Source organism: Pseudomonas sp. Irchel 3A7 (assembly GCF_900187565.1).
Lineage (GTDB): Bacteria > Pseudomonadota > Gammaproteobacteria > Pseudomonadales > Pseudomonadaceae > Aquipseudomonas.
The window spans coordinates 57,392-74,377 of record NZ_FYED01000019.1; the positions used below are offsets into that span (position 1 = coordinate 57,392).

The following is a 16,986-nucleotide window of genomic DNA, read 5'->3' on the forward strand; positions in this document are numbered from 1 at the left end:
AATCGGCCAAAAGCGGACATCCACCAGGGACGACTACCGGCGATGAACAGATGATCGCCAATATTGTTTTCGGACGATGGCGCAGGTGATGGGATGACGGTTCGCGAACGTTCGTTGCAGGGAGTTACGAGTGAATTACAGTCTGACTAGTAATCTTGACATTGATATCGCCAAACCGACTAAAATCGCTACTTCGCCTTTTCTATGATGCTGATCTATGACTGTTGAACGCACGAGTAGAACCAAAGTACGTGAGATAGTCACAGCACTAAACCGTGCCGACCTGACTGCTATCGATTACGAATATCTCCTGACTCAAGTGGGTGTCTTGATCAAGGGCATTCCCATGATGGCGCAATCTGTGCCTGTAGGAACCACGCTGTATCGGGGGGTAATTCACCCCGAGAGGCCAAGTAAAGTGAGTTACCTAGGTAGTCCACCCGCCGAGCTAGTGACCAATTTTCAACGTTGCAATGGTCCAGGCAAACCAATGTTCTATGCAAGTGTCGATACCGCTGCAGTATTTTCCGAACTGAATGCGAATATTGGCAATATAGTTTATCTATCAAGCTGGACTGTTGAACGAGAATTTTTTTACTTCCGAATTCCACCCGGAGCAGGCGAGGGAATGGAGGAGGATGCCGCTTTCTCAAAAATCGAAACATTTTTTGAGACGCGGTTCGCTCAACCTATTCATGAGACGTTTTCAGCACAGTACAAACTGACTTCCGCTATAACCGAGAAGTTATCCACTGGTAGCGTCTCCGGCCCTCCTGAATGGTTGAAAGGGCGGACCCTAGGAGCTGTTGTATACCCATCGGTTGCACACACCACACGCTCCGATAATATTGCAATTCAAACGGTGGTAGCACAGTCATGCCTGCGGCTTTCCAATGTCCGTGCAATTGAGATTACGGAACGGCAAGCTGAGTCACTAACCGTGCGAGAGATCGATTTCAGTACCACCTTTGAGGATGAACATATAAAATGGCTGGGCCGCCCGATGCAATGGACTTTAAATGCCGAAGAGACTCTCAATTTCACCGTTGAGAACAACATGTGGGTAGCGCGCTCCGCGGACGGCACTATCATAAATCCATCGTAGAAAACAAACGCAGCGTAGGCAGTCTTCGGTACTTCGTTGAGCGGGGTACGTAACTATGAACACCCGAGCGGACGTTGACGCATAGTTGTCGGTGTGAGGGAAGAGTGGCATGAACTCTGGACGTTCAGCTTTGTCGTCCTGTATGACCGCAACGGGTCGCAAGCAGCCGCTAATGAAGGGCTGCTTTGGCTCGTAGCGCGTCCTCACTTTGCGCTTAAAACAGCCCACCTAATTCCGAAGGCGTCCAGTTCATAATTACTAACTCGCCGCTCAATTCGGCTTTTCCCTGGCGTTGATTGGTGTTGCTATAGCGGATGTCCAGCGTCTCTAAATGGAAGCCATCGAACACACGACGTATATCCGGGTGATCGTTGATGCTGACCATGACTTTGCCCTTGCAGCGGCGCATGAAGTCAGCCATACGCTCGTAGTTCTCGAACGGGAAGTCCACGCCATAACCGGCGGTCTGCCAGTAAGGCGGATCCATGTAATGAAAGGTATGGGCACGGTCGTAGCGTTCGGCGCATTCCAGCCAGGGGAGGTTTTCGACGTAAGTGCCGCACAGGCGCTGCCAGGCGGCCGAGAGGTTTTCCTCGATCCGCAGCAGATTGATGGCCGGGCCGGTGGTCGCGGTACCGAACGTCTGCCTCGTGACCTTGCCAGCGAAGGCATGGTGCTGCAGGTAGAAAAAACGGGCGGCGCGTTGGATGTCGGTGAGAGTTTCAGGGCGGGTCATTTTCTGCCACTCGAACACCTGCCTCGAACTGAGCGCCCATTTGAATTGGCGCACGAACTCTTCGAGGTGGTTCTGCACGACGCGGTACAGCGTCACCAGTTCGCCGTTGATGTCGTTGAGGACTTCCACGGGCGCGGCCTGGGGTCGCATGAAGTAGAGCGCGGCACCGCCGGCAAAGACTTCAACGTAGCATTCGTGTGGAGGAAAAAGCGGGATGAGGCGGTCGGCCAGGCGACGTTTGCCGCCCATCCAAGGGATGATAGGTGTAGACATTGAGAGCAAGACCTTTACTGTATGGATAAACAGGTGCTAGGCTCGCCGCGCTTCGTGCACGAGGTAAGAGCCTTGGCTGGACTTGCAGGGACAGTCTGCAGGGACGGCGGCCGGGTGGGATGTTGACGCATCCACCCCGGTCGCTCTTTTTTCACTTCGGTGTTGAGATTTCTTTGGCGTAGGCCTGACAGGCCGCCAGGGCGATCAATCCTTGGTCGCCGGCATCAGTGATGCCGATAATTCGTTGAGCATGCGTTGGGTCAAGTTGGGCTCTTGTGGCGCCATGAACCACGCTGCCGGTTGCGGTGGTGGCTGACACTGGGCAGCCATTGGCTGCATCGGTGGCGTCGAGTAGGACTGACAACCGCAGATCAGCAGTGGCCAGACGATCGCGCAGACGACCTTGATCACGTTGGGCATCGCTAAGCACTCGATAATGGGTTTGTTCACTGGCCGACAGTCGCTGTTCCAGCACCCGACGTTTTTCCTGTTCGATCTGCTGTTGCGTGGCAGCGGCCAGCGTCAGTTGATTCAGCATCTCAGCGTGCGCCTTGGCCTGTTTCGCCAGTTGCTGGCCGTACCGCCAATCCTGAAACTGCCAGGCCAATGCGGTCGCGCTACCAGTCAATACAGCCAGCAACACCGTCCTGCCGATGACGCGATACGGCGTCGGGATCAGATCGATGGCTGACATAGCACCGCCCTCGCCCGCGCCCACAGTTCCAAACGATCCTGCAATCCGTTCAGTCCGCCATTGATGCGGCGGGTGATGCTGTTGAATTGGCTGCGGTCGGCCAGAGTGTTCAGGCCGTTCTGTTTCCAGAACCAGGCGGCTGACTCGGCGGCCCACTGGGGCTGCTCCAGTAACTCAGGCGTGGTGAGCAGACGTTCATCACCAAACAGGCCGAGGCTGCACTGACGGTAGTTGTCGCAACCCGTGATCTGTATCAACCCCCTGCCCCGATACTTCTGGCCGTCGCCATCGGGCTCAGGCGTATTGCCCAAGCGAGTAGCCAAGGTGCCGGTGTCGTACTTGGCCAGGTAGTCACTACTACCCAGCTCCCGGACGTAGGCCAGTTGACCGGACTCATGGCCGATCTGCGCGATGAACGCAGCGATGCGAGCCGGGGTGACAATCCCGTACTTGCCCATGGCCGTGTTGAGCACAGGTGTAAAAACGCCGGCTTTGCTGCCGGCACTGGGAAGGATCTGTAACAACTGCTTTGCAGTGATAGACATACTTTTCTCCGGACGAAAAAAAGCCCGCCGGGGCGGGCATATGGGGTGGAGGGTCAGGCCACCAAGGCGGTGTTGCGGACGATGACCTTGGCCGTTTTGGCGGTACCCGTGCCGGTGTGCCGGCAGTTCCTGATCAGGTAAACGTCATAAGCAGTGGTGGTCGGGTTGATCGACTCACAGTCTTCACAGATGGCATAGGCGTCGACCGACGGCGAGTTGTCGCAGAAGCTGACGGTGTCCTCCTCCGACCTACACTTGCGGAAGATCGCTATCGATTCACTACCCCCATCGCCAGGTGCGCCGGACACGTAATAGGCCGCCGCCTTGCGTCCGGCGATCCGTTGGTTTCGAAAGCTGCGTCCATTGCTGTAGATCGCATCGCAGCCATAGGTCGGCGCCACCGCCGTGCCGCCGTTGTACTCGCAGTAATGGTCGTGGATCCGCGTCCTGCCCCACTCATGGTTGGATTCCCCATCATCATTGCAGTCATGCGCGTACAGGCTGTCGCCTGTCAGGTTGGCGTGGAAATGGCCATTCACGCCATCGCCGGTACCGTCCGTGGCGAATGATCCGGCGCACGACACCTCAATCAAGCCGAACCGCGAGAGTCCCGCGTGCGACCAACAGTTGCTGCGCGAGCCATGAATCGCCACCACATCCAGCAGCGATTTGCGAAACGGGCGCGTGTTCACCCCGCCGTATCGGATATCGAGGTTCTGCAGGGTGATCTGCCCACAACTTTCGGTCACGCCCCCGGCAATGAAGCCGGTGAGCGCATCCAGGTACAGGTTCGCCACAGTGCCATCCCCGCCGGAGTCCACCGTGAAGTACAGCACCCCGCCATCGTAAAAACAGCGCGGGTCGTTGGCGGCGTCCAGCTCGGCCAGCGCGGTCTCCAGGGTGGTGGCCGTCGCCTTGATGATCCGGGTAAAGGGCAAGCGATGGGTACGCCCGTTGTGCTCGGGTTGATGCCGTCCCGCCTCGATCAGGGTACGCGCATCGGCCACGCCGTCCTGGTAGAGCCAGTTCGGTGTCAGCGTGAGTCCGGCCACGGCCGCTTGGTAGATCTTGATCTGCCCGGCGGTTTTGCTAATGCCAGTCAATTTGTCGCTCAGGCGAATCACCGGATTGGCGCTGCCCGTCCACTCCCCGACGATCTCCACCCGCTCGGTGACCAACTGCGGGTTGATCTGCACGATCTTGCCGAACTCCGCGCCGCGCAGGATCACCGTGCCACGGCCTCCCAGCGCAATCAGCGCGGCGTTGGTCGACGCGAACGGCGCACCCGCCGAGCCATCCCCCGACACGTCGTTGCCGGTGGGGGTGACGTAGGCGACCTTCATCCCCGAGGAACCGGCCGTATCCTTGAAGCTGGTATCGGCACCTTCACGAATCGCCACCATGCTCAGGTAGGCCTGGACCACGGTTGCAATCCGGATGTCGAAAGCGATATCGGTGGTGCCAGCGGGCAACGGCACGTTATCCGCAATGATCAGTGTCCTGGCCGAAGTGATACTTGCCTGCGGCACGTAGCGTGAGTAATAGGAGGTGTTGCCCGCGTCATCCCCCACCGACGTCCAGTTTAGCTGGGTGCCCGCCGCGTCGAACGCCACCAGCCGCAACTGGATACCGGCCAGCCCCTGATCGCCGATCTTTTCCTGGATCACCAGGGACGCCGAAATCTTGCCGCTTTTGAAGTTGGAAACGCTCAACTTGGCCGTGCGCCGGTTCACCGCCGAGGCACTGGCCGGGGTCTCGATACAGGCCTGGCCGTTCTTGCCCACGATCGGCGTGGCGGCGCCGGTGGCCCAAGTGTAGCTGGTGCCACTGCTGGTGAAGCGAGGATCAGGGAAGATGTTCGGCGACCAGCGCCACTTCTCCCGCTCGGCGTCGATCGAGGAGACCGTGCTCAAGTCCTCGCTCGTTGCCAGGCGTCCTTTGGTGGCCGGGCGATATTCAGCCACTGAACCCTTGGCCAGCATGTAGTCGGTCATCTGCAGCGATGTCGACAGACTGTTGGCTTCGAGGTAGATATCGATCGACACCGCTGCCGCGTCGAGGGTAATCCCGGCGAACCTGACCACCGTTTCCGGCACAACACCATTGGCGATGATGTAGGTTTGCCGAGCCTCGGCGATCTCGCCCGAACTGTTGTTGAACTGCCGCACCAGGATGCGGCTCAGCCCCAGCGACGCGCCGCCGAGGATACGCACGGAAGCGGAAAACTTGTCACCCGCGACCAGACCCGCCGCCGCCAAGGTTTGCAACCAACGAAAGCTGTTGCTCGAGGCGGCACTGACCGAGAAGGTAAAACCCTTGCGGCCATCGCCGGTGGTGATCTGTGCCAGCACCGTGTTGGTAGTCTTGGTGTAGGTACCACTCCCCGCCGGATCCAGACCGGCAGTAGCGACGGTCTTGACGTAATCCTTATCGGTGAACAGGTTGGGGTTGTCGAAAACCTCGGTGATCCCCTCGACGCGCCCTTCGAGCAGGTTGGTCGCGCTGGTGTTCGCGCTGATCTGCACTTGCAAGCCTGCGGTGGCGGCCGCAATCGTCGCGTTGATGGTCTGGGTGTAGTTCGGTCGATACTGGGCCTGGGACCCCTTGGCGATCAGGAATTCACCGACCGAAAGGCGGGTGGACGTCCCGGTCACTCCCACCAGAAAACTGATCGACACCGCCCCGGCCACCAGGGTCACCCCGGGGAACTTGGCCACCAGCTCCGAATACATCACGCTCGGTACGGTGAAGGTCTGGCGGGCAGCGACCAGCTCTTCGCCGGCACTGTCCAACTGCCGCACCAGCACTCGCGCGGCCTGGGTCCCGACGCGATTGAACACCCGAATCGAGGCGGAGAACACATCACCCACCGCCATGCCGAGCTGGCCGATCGGCTGCCTCCAGGTGTAACTCCCTTCACTGGCATCGGTGCTGGCCACCGTCAACGCTGGCCGACCACCGACCAGCCCCTTGGTCAGCGTCGCATTGACGGTCTTGGCAAACCGGCCCTCTGGGGTCACGACGTTCGCCGCGCCTTGCGACAAGGTATAGGTATGGTCCGGCCACTGGTTGGGGGCATTAAACAGTTCGGCGAAACCGCCCACCAACTCCGCCAGTGCATTCAGTCCCGGGTCATCCGCGATGTGCTGCGCGGTGACAGCATCTACCTTGAACCAGAGGGTGCGCAGAATCGCGGCATCGGAACCGGCCGCCCAGAAGAACGCGCCATTGGCGACAGTCCCGCTGGCCAGCCCAGCTTCCTTGGTTGGGTAAATCCTGCCGTCCGTGACTTCGAGCCGCAGACGCTCCACTTCGGTATTGACCACATCCGCCGGATCGACCGTGCTCACCTCGCGCAGCAGAGGCGCCAGATAGCCCCCGTAGCGAATCTGGATATCGATCCGCCCTGCCGTGGTGAAAAAGAACACCCGCGCGCCATTGTCGGCGCTGGTGGGGTTTTCCAATGGCACTAAAGCGTTCGCATCACTGAACAATGCTGCCCGGGTTTGGGTACCGCTCACAAACACGTCTACCGTTGCACCGGGCAGCAGGACGCCGTCCTCGGCCCTCGCGGCGAAGAATTGAATGGGCTGCATGTGAGTTCTCTATCAGGTGTTGAAGGTGATCGCCGGAGCGAAGTTGAGCTGGCTGCGCGTGCTGCTCCAGGTGTCGTAAGCGGCGGCGCAGAGGTAATACGTGGTGTCCGCCATCAAGCCGGTGATCTCTCCCGAACGGGAGGTGCCCTGATAGCCAACGGTGCCTGCAACGGTCGGATCGAAATCAGCGTCTGTGGAGTACACGAACAGGTAGCCGGCGGCGTCTGCTGCAGGACTGGCATCACAGTTCACATCAGCTGCGGTGCCGCTGACCGTCGCCGCTGTGCCGATCACCGCTGGTGGTGCGGTATTGGTCACCAGCACGGAGGTCAACGGCGCGCTGCCGGCTGCGTTTCGCTCGATGATCTCGACGCGATAACTGCGCAGCAGCGCGCCGTCGACCAAGGCGTCAGCCCGCTGGTAGGTGAACGCCGTGCTGGTGGTCGACACCTGACGCAGCAAGGTATTGCTGCCGGCGTTGCGGATCCGCACCAGCCGATCCTCGGCGCGAGCCCCCGCCGTCCAACTGACGGTGAAGTAAGGCGCTTCGAACGAGCCAACCAACGCCAGGTTCTGCGCCGGTGCCGGTACCACCCGCGCAGGCGACAAGGTGACGCTGTGCGCCGTAACACTCGCCAAATCTTCCAGCGCCCGGCCATACACGTTGAACGAGCGAAACTTGACCCACACGGTTCGGCCGATCTGATCCCGGGTGTAGCTGTATTTCCACACGGCATCATCCAGGCGCACAAACGGTGACCCGGGCGGATGGCTGGCTACCGGCGAGCTGAGTCGGCCACGTCGCAGGTAACCCAGCTGATAGGCCCCGATGCCGGTCAGCGTTGCATCGCGGTAACTGAGCAGTTCCCCGTCGACCCAGCACAGGGTGGCGCCGCTGTCCGCTTCGGCGGTGGTCGCGGCCGCCAGCTCGTTGGTGCCCGCCAGTTGCACGGACAAGACATTGACTGTGTCCGGATCGCTGCCGTCGGCCAGCGTCGCCGAGAGCTGACCCATGCGTGCCCGACCATAGATGGTTTCAGCCATCCGATAGCTGTCGCCGTCGGCACTGATCCAGACCTCACAGCCGCCCCAATTCGGACTGGCCCCGGTCACGGCGCCCCATACCTGCAACTGACTGGCAAGCAACAGGCTTTCCGGTGGGTTGAACATGATCGGTGCCAACACCGGACCCGGTGCGACGTTTTGATTGCTCTGAAAACCGCTCTTGCTTTGCACCGGGTAATTCGGCGCACTGCCGACACCCAGCAACGCATCCTCGGCCACCACCGCCAACTTGCCGTCTTCGTCCTCCTCCACCGAGATCAAACGGACCAAACGCTGCTGCAGCTTCAACCCCGGCTCGGTGATGGTGACCAGGTCCATCGGTTCCAGCAGCACATGCTGCCAGCCGAGGGAGAACTGGTATTCATTGCGCACGTAGAGCTTGCGCTGCACCAGCAACTGCGCGGCATGTGCGCCGATCGCCACGTCGCAGATCTCATAGGCCTTGATCGTTTCCATCGGTCGCGAGCCGAACTGCTCGATGGCCGCCTGATCGGTGCCACGCACCACATCGGTGTTGTATTCGTGAGCGCGATCGAGAATCTCCAACGAGACTTCGTTGTAGCTGTCGGCCTGACTCTTGATCTTCAGCGAAACCGGTGGCTCCCCCTCCTCGGCCAGAAAATCGTCATCGGTCAGATCCGCCACCGGCGCGATATCCGGGAACCAGGACACGCCGTTGCCGGTGACAGCCTGATCACCATAAGGAATGACCTTAAGTTTGCCCGCCGACCACACCAGCTCGCTGTTGGTCAGTTGCAGCCAGCGGGCGATCGCTTCACTGGCCGGCGACTGCTCATCGAGCACCGGACTCAACAGCAGGTTTTCTGCCAGGCAGTAATTGCGATAATTGCTCAGGTCGGCAATCCACGCCGGGTTGAAGCCGATGCCGTCCAGCGGATCGAGCAACAGTCCCGGCAAGAAGTCGCCGGGATTGGCGTCCGGCAGCCCCGGCACCTGATAGGGACCATCGACTTCGAAGGTGTGATTCTGCACCCCGGCGCTGTCGTTCAGCAGGTACCGACTGGAATACACATAAGCGGTATCCGAGTAGGCAATGGCCTCGGCGGGATGATTGGTTTGCAGAAAGCCCCACACCAGTTGATCCCGGGCACCTTGCGCGAAACTGAATCCGGCCTGCGCCAAGGCCGATTGGGGCACTCCGTCGATGACCGCTTCGGCAAACACTTCCTTGTCGCGAAAAATGCGGTGAATCGCCCCCATCGGTCCGCGACCGATCGCCAGGATCAGCGCCGCGTAGTAGGTGTAGGTGGTGTCTTTTTGCGTCGCCCCGCCGCCACCCTTGCCGCCCGACTTTTTCTTGGTGGTGTGCGCGACGGCTTCGAAGTCGCTGTAATAAATCAGGTTGGGGCTGATGCGATTGCGGCCGGCGAGCCAGGCGATCGGTTTGCCGCTGGCGCTGCTCTGGACTTGCAGCGCATTGATGCGCGTGGCGCTAGTAGAGATCGTGGTGCTGCTGCCCCCCATCGCTGACTCCATATAGATTGAGTGTGTAATAACGCACCGACTGGCTGGCCAGCCGTTCCTCGCGCATGTCTGCGTACTCCACGCCTATATCGCGGTAGGCATGGATGACCCGGTGTTCATCGATCACCACCGCGCCGTGACTGTACGTGCGGCCGAACCGCCACACCGCCATGTCTCCGGGCTGGGGTATTTCCACCGGGTAGCCGTAGCGGTCGAGCCAGTCCAGGTAGCGCTCCTCGCTGCGATGCAGGTGCCAGTCCTGGGCATACGGTCCGGGGTCGATCAAGGGCATCAGCCCGACAGCGTTGTAGACCTCGATCAGCAGCCAGGCACAGTCGACACCGACGCCGAGCAAGTGCTGACGGTGCTGATACGGTGTGCGCAGCCAGCGTTCGGCCTCGGCCACCACGGCGGCCCGCTGCTGCATTTCTAGCGCGTTCATATCGACGTCTCCGCAACCGGGATGAAGGGCATGCCGCGATAACGGATGCGGTTGCCGAACTTATTGGTGCAGGCATCCAGCGTGCGCGGACAACCCGGATAAATCAGGAACTGGTCACCCGGGACCGGCACCGCGGGCACGCCGAGGATCATGGTGACCGCGCCGTCGGCGGTCTGCCGACGCACCGTGCGGGCCACGCCGGCGTTCGCCCCATTGACGAAGCGAATCACGCCCTGGTCAAACCAGCCCTGATCCGCCATCACGTTGGAGTTGATCCGCAAGGCGGTATTGCTGCCGGCCTGGACGGTGCCCGCGGTCTGGAACAATGCCCGATTAACCCCGCAATCGGCGCTGTACACCGTGCGCAGACATGAGGGCTGATACACGCCCCGAGGGACTTTGGTGTCCAGCAATTCCATCGGCGACTTGACGGTGACGGTCGCCTGCTCGCGATCGACGGGATCGACCTCGGCCACTCGACCGATAAAACGTGTCACCGCGCCCACCACCGGCCGGCCCCAGTCCGCCATGAAGGCCCGGGCCAGATTCAACGTCGCACCATCGAAGCCACCGCCGGCAATAAACGGCAGCACCGACTCCCCCAGCACCGTGTCGTTCAGGCCGGCGGTAAAGGTGACGTTCAGGGTATCGACCTCGATGCCGCGCACAGCACGCACGCCGGTGCGTTTGATCAGTGGGCCGCTGGCCGAGTAGTTCTGTCCGCCGTAGTAAATCTGCAAGCCGGCATCGGTGTAGCGCAGCACCTGGCCGCTGGCCAAGGCAATGGTGTACAGGTCGGCCATCACGAAGCTGCGTGCCGTGGCCAGGAATTGCTTCAACTCTGGGCTGGCATCGATCATGGTTTGATACTCGTAAAGGCGACGTTTTTCATTTCCCAGATCGACCGGAAAGGTTGGGCACCATCCAGCGAATCGGCATCGAAGGCGCAGCGGAAGTAAAACGCACCGCTCCAGACCAGCGCGGCACCGTTGGGCGGCGGCACGGCAAAGGTGACCAGGCCGAGTTCGTCAACGCTGTACGCCAGCGTCCGAACGCCACCCACCGTCAGGACATCAATGTTAACCACGCCATACACCGGCTCGACCCAACTGCCAATGGCCCGGGAAAGCTGGAACCTAACGGTGGTGCCGTCGCCGGTACCGAACCGGTGGAGTTTCACCAGGTGGTCGGAGCGATCGAAATACAAGAGTTCACCGAACTGCCCTTTGCGGCTGTTGAAGAAGTCCACCAGCCGCGACCATTCATCCAACCCCGGCCGTTTGCGCACTGCGTTGTAGCTGATCTGGAACGACCACAACGGCGCCGAGTAATACGCCGTGGTACGGCGCCGGCCGCTGGCCGCTTTCTGCACTCCCGTGCTCCACTCCGGCGCCTTTTTCGACAGCAAGGTTTGCCCCGGCATGCGCGGCAAAACACCGTCTTTTACTACGCCCACGTCGGGATAACTGGCGACCCAGCGCGGAGGCCAGAATGGACCTAACGGCATGTTGATCTCCTGCACACTTAAACAAACACAATAGAAATCGCCGCCTGTACTCGATTAAGAGTTAACAAGCAAGGTTTGACAACCAATTTAACGAGACACTCAGCTGACCCTTCAATATTAAGAATCTAAAGCAGAGTACGTACGAAGAACACCAACTTAATAAGCCACTCGAAAGGACATCAATAACAGGCACCAAAACAAACCAGCAACAAAAACACCAGAGCAAATAAAGTACTGCGGGCCAAGTATTTATACTTCGCCCACAGCACTCATCCCTCTAAAGATCTACACGGCATGCCTAACACCGGCCAGAAGCATGCCGCCACTGATGTCCATTCTTGTCTCTATAGCAGCACCCCAAAACGATGACATGCCGACCGACATCATCAAACACCCACATAGTATTTAATACATCAGCACTATTAATTTGTTCAAAAGGAACACGATCTTGCGATAGGCGACGCTCACCTACACTTTCACTTTCCACCCAGGCAATGCCTGGCTCCTGCTGAATCCCTGGATGTGCCAAACCAAACCGTTTACAGACACCATACCGATCATAAATTTCCACTATCTGATCTACGAGTTCAGAATCAATTTCTTCTAGTGGGTGTTGCTTCAACTGAGGCCTATCGATATAGGTTAACGGGTGAATCTCACCGTCCCTTACACACCATGACCTTGGTACCAACTGGGGAAATTCTTTCTCCGCCATGCTTTGGTGATAAACGCGGGTCTCTATTTTTTTTCCACAAGGCTCGACGACCTCACCCAAAAACTCATCATTCGCCACGTCAAAATGTGAATGCAATAGCGTCACAGAAAACCTACCCGTCTGATTATTATCAATGAGCAAGCGGCCAAGTGCCCGAAAGAACTCAACATCTGTTTCACTCAAGTCACTGGTAACCTTCTCTACATTATCAAATGCCGCCCAACGCGAAGAACTTGGAAACACATTAGCCTTTTTCATATTGAAAGACCTCTATCAAGTGATCACTATTCAGTCCAAGGAAACCTGAAGACAGTAAGCTCGACCCGAATGATGCCTAAAACTTAAAAGGCATAATGCCAATTCATCACGGGCATTGGAAACTGCTAACCAAGCCCGCCGAGCCTTAGCCTAGAAGCCTGCTCCGACAACAAGTTAAATCTAGCAGACAAACAGACATCAACCAGTTCTCAGAAAAAGTCTAAACATGCGCAAATAAAAGCCATTTTGAAATAAACAGCTAAGTTTTAATCGCGCCATTGCGCCTTAATTTTTGCATCTCCTCGGCAAATACACGGGCATTACGCCGGATGTCCGCCGGCGTCATCCGGCCGCTGTAATCGTTGTAGTGGTAGGTGCCACCGCCACCCAGTTGCCCGTCGCCATTCGCCGCCTGGCGGATGACGTTGGCGTACTGTTTGGGCAGAACCATTTCCTGTTCGTGAAGCTGGGTCATCGGGTTGGTGCCCGCCGGAATGTCGTAGCCGCCTTCGGCCGACGCGACGTTTTTCACCAGGCCAAACACGAAGGCGCCGGCTGCCGCAGCAGCCGCGACACCCAGCACGGGACCGATGATGGGAATCGCCGACATGGCGGCGAAGGCACCGGCCATCGCTTGCCAGGCACTGGCGATAATGTTCTTGATCGTGGCCGCCCCCCAGATCGCCACGGACATGGCCGCACCACCCGCCTCCGCTGCGGTACGCACCCCAACACCGGCCACGGTCGCGCCGGTCTTGGCGGTTTCACCGAACATCCAGGCCATCAACGGCTTGGTGACCATGTTCTCGATAAACGCGGTGCCGATGCTGCCGAAGATGCCTTGCAGCAAGCCTTGAGTGCTCATCGTTCCGGTGAGAATGCCGGAGAGGCCGCTGCTCCAGCTCGACTGAATGCTGCTCAGCATGCCGCTCCAATTATTCTGCGACTCCAGAGTTTGCTGCCGGCCGATGACCGCCATGCTGTTGCGGTGCGTTTGTTCCAGCGCCAGGATCTGTAGCTGAACCTGCTGCAGGGCGACCGGGTTGCGGTCCGGGTCTTGATCGAGCAAGGCTTTGCGCTGCTGTAACGCCGCCACCTCAATCGCGTAGCGCTGCTGCTCAAACTCGGCCTGCGCCTGCAGCAATTGCCCCTGGGTGATCAGGTTGGCTTGCAGGTTCAACTGCGCCATCTGTTCGGCATGGGCAATGTTGCCCAATCGGGCTTGTTGATCGGCGGCCAGCTGCTGCTGTTTCATCGTCGCGATCTGCTGTTGCTTCTCCCGCTCGATCGCGACCACTTCCGCCGCTGCCTGGCGATACTCCTGACTATCCTGGCCGTACAACTGCTGGCTGCGCTCCAAGGCTTGCTGGGCGATCTGCAACCGCGCATCCATGTTGTTGCGATACTGCTGCGCCTGAGCCTGCAGATCCGCGAACGCTTTACCTTCGTCCTGACGCCGCATGGCCGTCAGTGCGGCCAGGTAATTGCGCTGAACGCCGAGACGTTCGGAGGCACTCAGGTCGGTGCGTTTGAGAATCCCCTGCCAGTATTCGACTTCTTGCTGAAGCGAAAACTGGTAGTAGGTGCCTTGCTCTGTCTGCTGCTGGGCGTGGGCGACCTTCTGCGCGTCCAACACCTCGGACCACTGACTGACCCGGGATTTGGTGGCACCGCCGCCGCTGTCTTCGGGCGCGGGCTTGGCCGGTGGTTCGGTACCCTTTTGCAGTTCCTGGCGCCGCTTAATGGCGGCGGCATACGACTCTTCGAGCTTGGTCAGACGGCTGACTTCAAGACCATAGGCCGTGGGACGCAACTGCGCCTGCTGCTTGGTGGATAAGGCGGTATCGCCCGTGGCGGCCATCGCCGCAACTTTACGCCGCTGCTCTTCAATGCGAGCCAGGCGCGTCTTCATGCCCGCGTCGACTTCGTCGATCTTGTCCGATGACAACTGCAGCTGTTCCAGGAGCAAACGCTGCTCTTGCAGTGTGCCTTCCAGTGGCCCCCGGGCACCGCCGCCTCGTGGGCCTTCCTTGAGGTTCGCCAAAGAAGCTTCAAGGCGGGCGATGTTGCCGGCGACGTCATCGACCGTTAAACCTACGCCGGTCATGCTCTTGAGCAAGCCGTTGAACCAGCTCGCTGTCTCGGCCAAGGTTTTGTTCAGGCTGATGAAAGCAGGTTCAAGGATGGTGCCAACCGTGACCTTCAGCTCGTTGCTTTTGGCGTCCAGTTCGGCCTGGCTACCGGTGAGCCCCTTCGCCGCTTTCTCCGCATTGCCGACCTGCGCTTCGGTTTCCTTGAGGATGCCGGTGTATTCGGCCTGGACCTTCTGGGACTCGGTCAACTTGTCGCGCGTGGTGCCAATGCTTTTGGCGTATTCGTCCCACATTTTGGCGACGTTTTTTGTCACGCCAGCGTTGTCGACCAGCACCGAGTTTTCGCTCTTCAGACCCTCGGTGGCGGTTAACACTGCTTCGGACAATCCTAAATTGGCTTGACGGTTGAAGGCCGCCGCGTCTTTCAGACGATTGATCACCGCGATCGACTGATCCAGGTTGTACCCCCGGCTCAGCAAGTTTTGCAGAGCTTTGGCGGCATCCCCTACGCTGAGCAAGCCGTCAGCGGACAACTTCTGCGCTTCTTGCATGGCCCGACCGATGCCGACGCCGGCGTGATTGGCCACTGCCTCCAGGCCACGGTAAGCGGCTTCTTGCTGGATGGCGGCCGCTTTGCTATCGGCCACAAAATCCTTGATCGCCACTGCGGAAAAAACCGCCGCCATTGAAGCGCCCAACGCCAACAGGTCACCTTTGAGTTTGGAACCCACCCAGGCGAAAGCATCATTGGCAGCCGTACCCAGACGGCTGATCTGCACCTGGCTGCCGACCATGTCGGTGTTGATCGCCTTGAGCTCGCGATTGAAGGTGCTTCGAGCGTCACGCATGTTGCGCTCAATGCTATCCACCGCCCGATCAAAACCCTGGGTACCGGCAGTGAACTGGTACGCGATATTTCTATCCATGCCACGTTAACCTCATAACCTGCATTGACCCGCCGTACCTAAAAAACCCATCTAAACTGCATGAATGTTCAAAACAACCAACGCCACTGAGCATTCAGTCATGGAAAGTCAAAACTGGGCAAAAGACCTGTACATCGATTTCCACAAGCTCAACTTAAAACAACTTGGGCCTGTGGTGCGCATTACAAAAGCCACAAGCAAACCATTACAAAACCTAATAGATAATCACAAAGAAAATATTAATAACTTATTAGAGCACTCTAAACCTCAAGGTAGTTCGATTATAAAAATGGAATCACCCTGGCATGCGTGGGTTTTCCTATACTTCTGGCAGCAAAAAGCCATTAATGTAAGCTCTATCGAACACCCAATAGACATTCCTTCACCAGTGTTTCGAGGCCAAGCAAACTCATCCTATGGTGTGATACCCTCATTTCATAGGACAGATACAAATCAGAAGCTCGAGAAAAAGAAACTCGAATACTTCACACTACTGATGAAGACAAAAGAAATACAAAATTCAATAGGTATACTTCTTTCAGAATTTGACATAAAAGCAACAGCTCAGCATTATCAGGTTTCTCTAACAGATTTTGTTGATATCACCGCCGATCCTGCGGTAGCCATACATTTTGCTTGCTCCTCCACCTCAAAGAAAAGACCTGAAACATCGGCTGTTTTCATGTTCGACCTTCAAGACTTCATACATGATGGTGCCGCCATCGTAATGCCACCGCCTTTTGCCAACCGGCTATATCTACAACGAGGTGGTTTTTTACACACAAACCCTTATGACTTTAAAAAGTTCCAAAACTGGCTTATTAAAATAGAATTCCCTCACGACCCAGACTTCAAATCAATGAGAAGTTCAACACCAACCAATTTATTACCCACAACTCCCTGGTTTGAAAAATTCAACAACGAAACTATAGACCTCATAAACAAGCAAACAATAACTCACAACACCCCTAGGAGAATATTAAAAAACCTATGCCGGCAAACATTGGAAAAAATATCGTACCCGGAATTCACCTCTAACACTCCGGGCCTACACGCTCTGGAGTGGGTATCATCATTCGCAGACCACCTATATTGGTTCGCAATGAGAACCTATCAAGACAAAAAATCCGGAGAAGAGCACGAAGTCATCCTCCCTACCATCGCCCTCAACATTGCAAAACACAACAAGGAAGTAATCAATCAACTGATTCACTTCTACGATCTTGAAGACAAAACAAGACTAAGCGACTTCTGGAAAGCATCGTTGGTGGTCACTCACCCAATCCCCCCCAGACGATCGGCCAAAAAAAGGTAGTCAAGAGCCTTTGATAAAACTATCCAAGGCTCCCCGTAAGTGTTCCGGCAATTCGTCTCGTAGGTCCGCCGCCAAGCTGACAAGGTTGGTGGCAAGATCAGGGGCATCAGCGACCTGCGTTTCCGGTTTGTAGCCCATGTAACCCGCGACAAGTACATGAACCGGCGGATGGTGACGCCAGTAGTCGGTCATGTGCCCCACCATCGTCATATCCCAATCACGCCGCAGCGT

Annotated in this window: 13 protein-coding genes; 2 read left to right on the forward strand and 11 right to left on the reverse strand. The window is 57.8% G+C overall.

The window, feature by feature from the left end:
- Positions 1-217: 217 nt before the first annotated feature.
- A complete protein-coding gene (locus CKW21_RS31310) occupies positions 218-1,105 on the forward strand; it encodes a hypothetical protein (RefSeq protein WP_141233033.1) in 888 nt (295 codons plus the stop codon).
- 214 nt (positions 1,106-1,319) lie between these two features.
- Here the strand turns inward: CKW21_RS31310 and CKW21_RS27030 are convergent, their stop codons facing one another.
- From CKW21_RS27030 to CKW21_RS27070, 10 genes are all read right to left on the reverse strand, one after another.
- On the reverse strand, positions 1,320-2,114 hold the full coding sequence (locus CKW21_RS27030) for a DNA adenine methylase (RefSeq protein WP_095196918.1): 795 nt from the start codon (positions 2,112-2,114) through the stop codon (positions 1,320-1,322).
- A gap of 151 nt (positions 2,115-2,265) precedes the next feature.
- Positions 2,266-2,808: a lysis system i-spanin subunit Rz gene (locus CKW21_RS31655; protein ID WP_095196919.1), complete on the reverse strand. Its 543-nt coding sequence runs from the start codon at positions 2,806-2,808 to the stop codon at positions 2,266-2,268.
- The gene (locus CKW21_RS27040) at positions 2,790-3,353 is read right to left on the reverse strand and encodes a glycoside hydrolase family 19 protein (protein WP_095196920.1); all 564 of its coding nucleotides are present in this window, start codon (positions 3,351-3,353) and stop codon (positions 2,790-2,792) included. Before CKW21_RS27040 ends, CKW21_RS31655 begins: the two co-directional genes overlap by 19 nt.
- 53 nt (positions 3,354-3,406) lie before the next feature.
- On the reverse strand, positions 3,407-6,949 hold the full coding sequence (locus CKW21_RS27045) for a hypothetical protein (RefSeq protein WP_095196921.1): 3,543 nt from the start codon (positions 6,947-6,949) through the stop codon (positions 3,407-3,409).
- A 12-nt stretch (positions 6,950-6,961) separates the two neighbouring features.
- The gene (locus tag CKW21_RS27050) at positions 6,962-9,499 is read right to left on the reverse strand and encodes a phage tail protein (protein ID WP_170948744.1); all 2,538 of its coding nucleotides are present in this window, start codon (positions 9,497-9,499) and stop codon (positions 6,962-6,964) included.
- Positions 9,468-9,941 carry a hypothetical protein gene (locus CKW21_RS27055; RefSeq protein ID WP_177437277.1) on the reverse strand — a complete coding sequence of 158 codons (474 nt, stop codon included), beginning with the start codon at positions 9,939-9,941 and terminating at the stop codon, positions 9,468-9,470. Before CKW21_RS27055 ends, CKW21_RS27050 begins: the two co-directional genes overlap by 32 nt.
- Positions 9,938-10,801, reverse strand: a complete 864-nt coding sequence (locus tag CKW21_RS27060; protein ID WP_095196923.1) for a DUF2163 domain-containing protein — start codon at positions 10,799-10,801, stop codon at positions 9,938-9,940. The genes CKW21_RS27055 and CKW21_RS27060 overlap by 4 nt, the downstream gene beginning before the upstream one ends.
- Positions 10,798-11,448, reverse strand: coding sequence for a DUF2460 domain-containing protein (locus tag CKW21_RS27065; protein WP_095196924.1), 651 nt, complete (start codon positions 11,446-11,448; stop codon positions 10,798-10,800). Before CKW21_RS27065 ends, CKW21_RS27060 begins: the two co-directional genes overlap by 4 nt.
- Positions 11,449-11,746: 298 nt before the next feature.
- Entirely contained in the window at positions 11,747-12,421 is a 675-nt protein-coding gene (locus tag CKW21_RS31315) for a hypothetical protein (RefSeq protein ID WP_141233034.1), read from the reverse strand.
- Positions 12,422-12,680: 259 nt separating this feature from the next.
- The gene (locus CKW21_RS27070) at positions 12,681-15,440 is read right to left on the reverse strand and encodes a hypothetical protein (RefSeq protein WP_095196925.1); all 2,760 of its coding nucleotides are present in this window, start codon (positions 15,438-15,440) and stop codon (positions 12,681-12,683) included.
- A gap of 100 nt (positions 15,441-15,540) precedes the next feature.
- Here CKW21_RS27070 and CKW21_RS27075 point away from each other — a divergent pair, with 100 nt between their 5' ends.
- On the forward strand, positions 15,541-16,755 hold the full coding sequence (locus tag CKW21_RS27075; protein WP_170948745.1) for an FRG domain-containing protein: 1,215 nt from the start codon (positions 15,541-15,543) through the stop codon (positions 16,753-16,755).
- Here the strand turns inward: CKW21_RS27075 and CKW21_RS27080 are convergent, their stop codons facing one another.
- A complete protein-coding gene (locus tag CKW21_RS27080; RefSeq protein WP_141233035.1) occupies positions 16,756-16,947 on the reverse strand; it encodes a hypothetical protein in 192 nt (63 codons plus the stop codon). It abuts the gene before it with no gap.
- Positions 16,948-16,986: the final 39 nt, after the last annotated feature.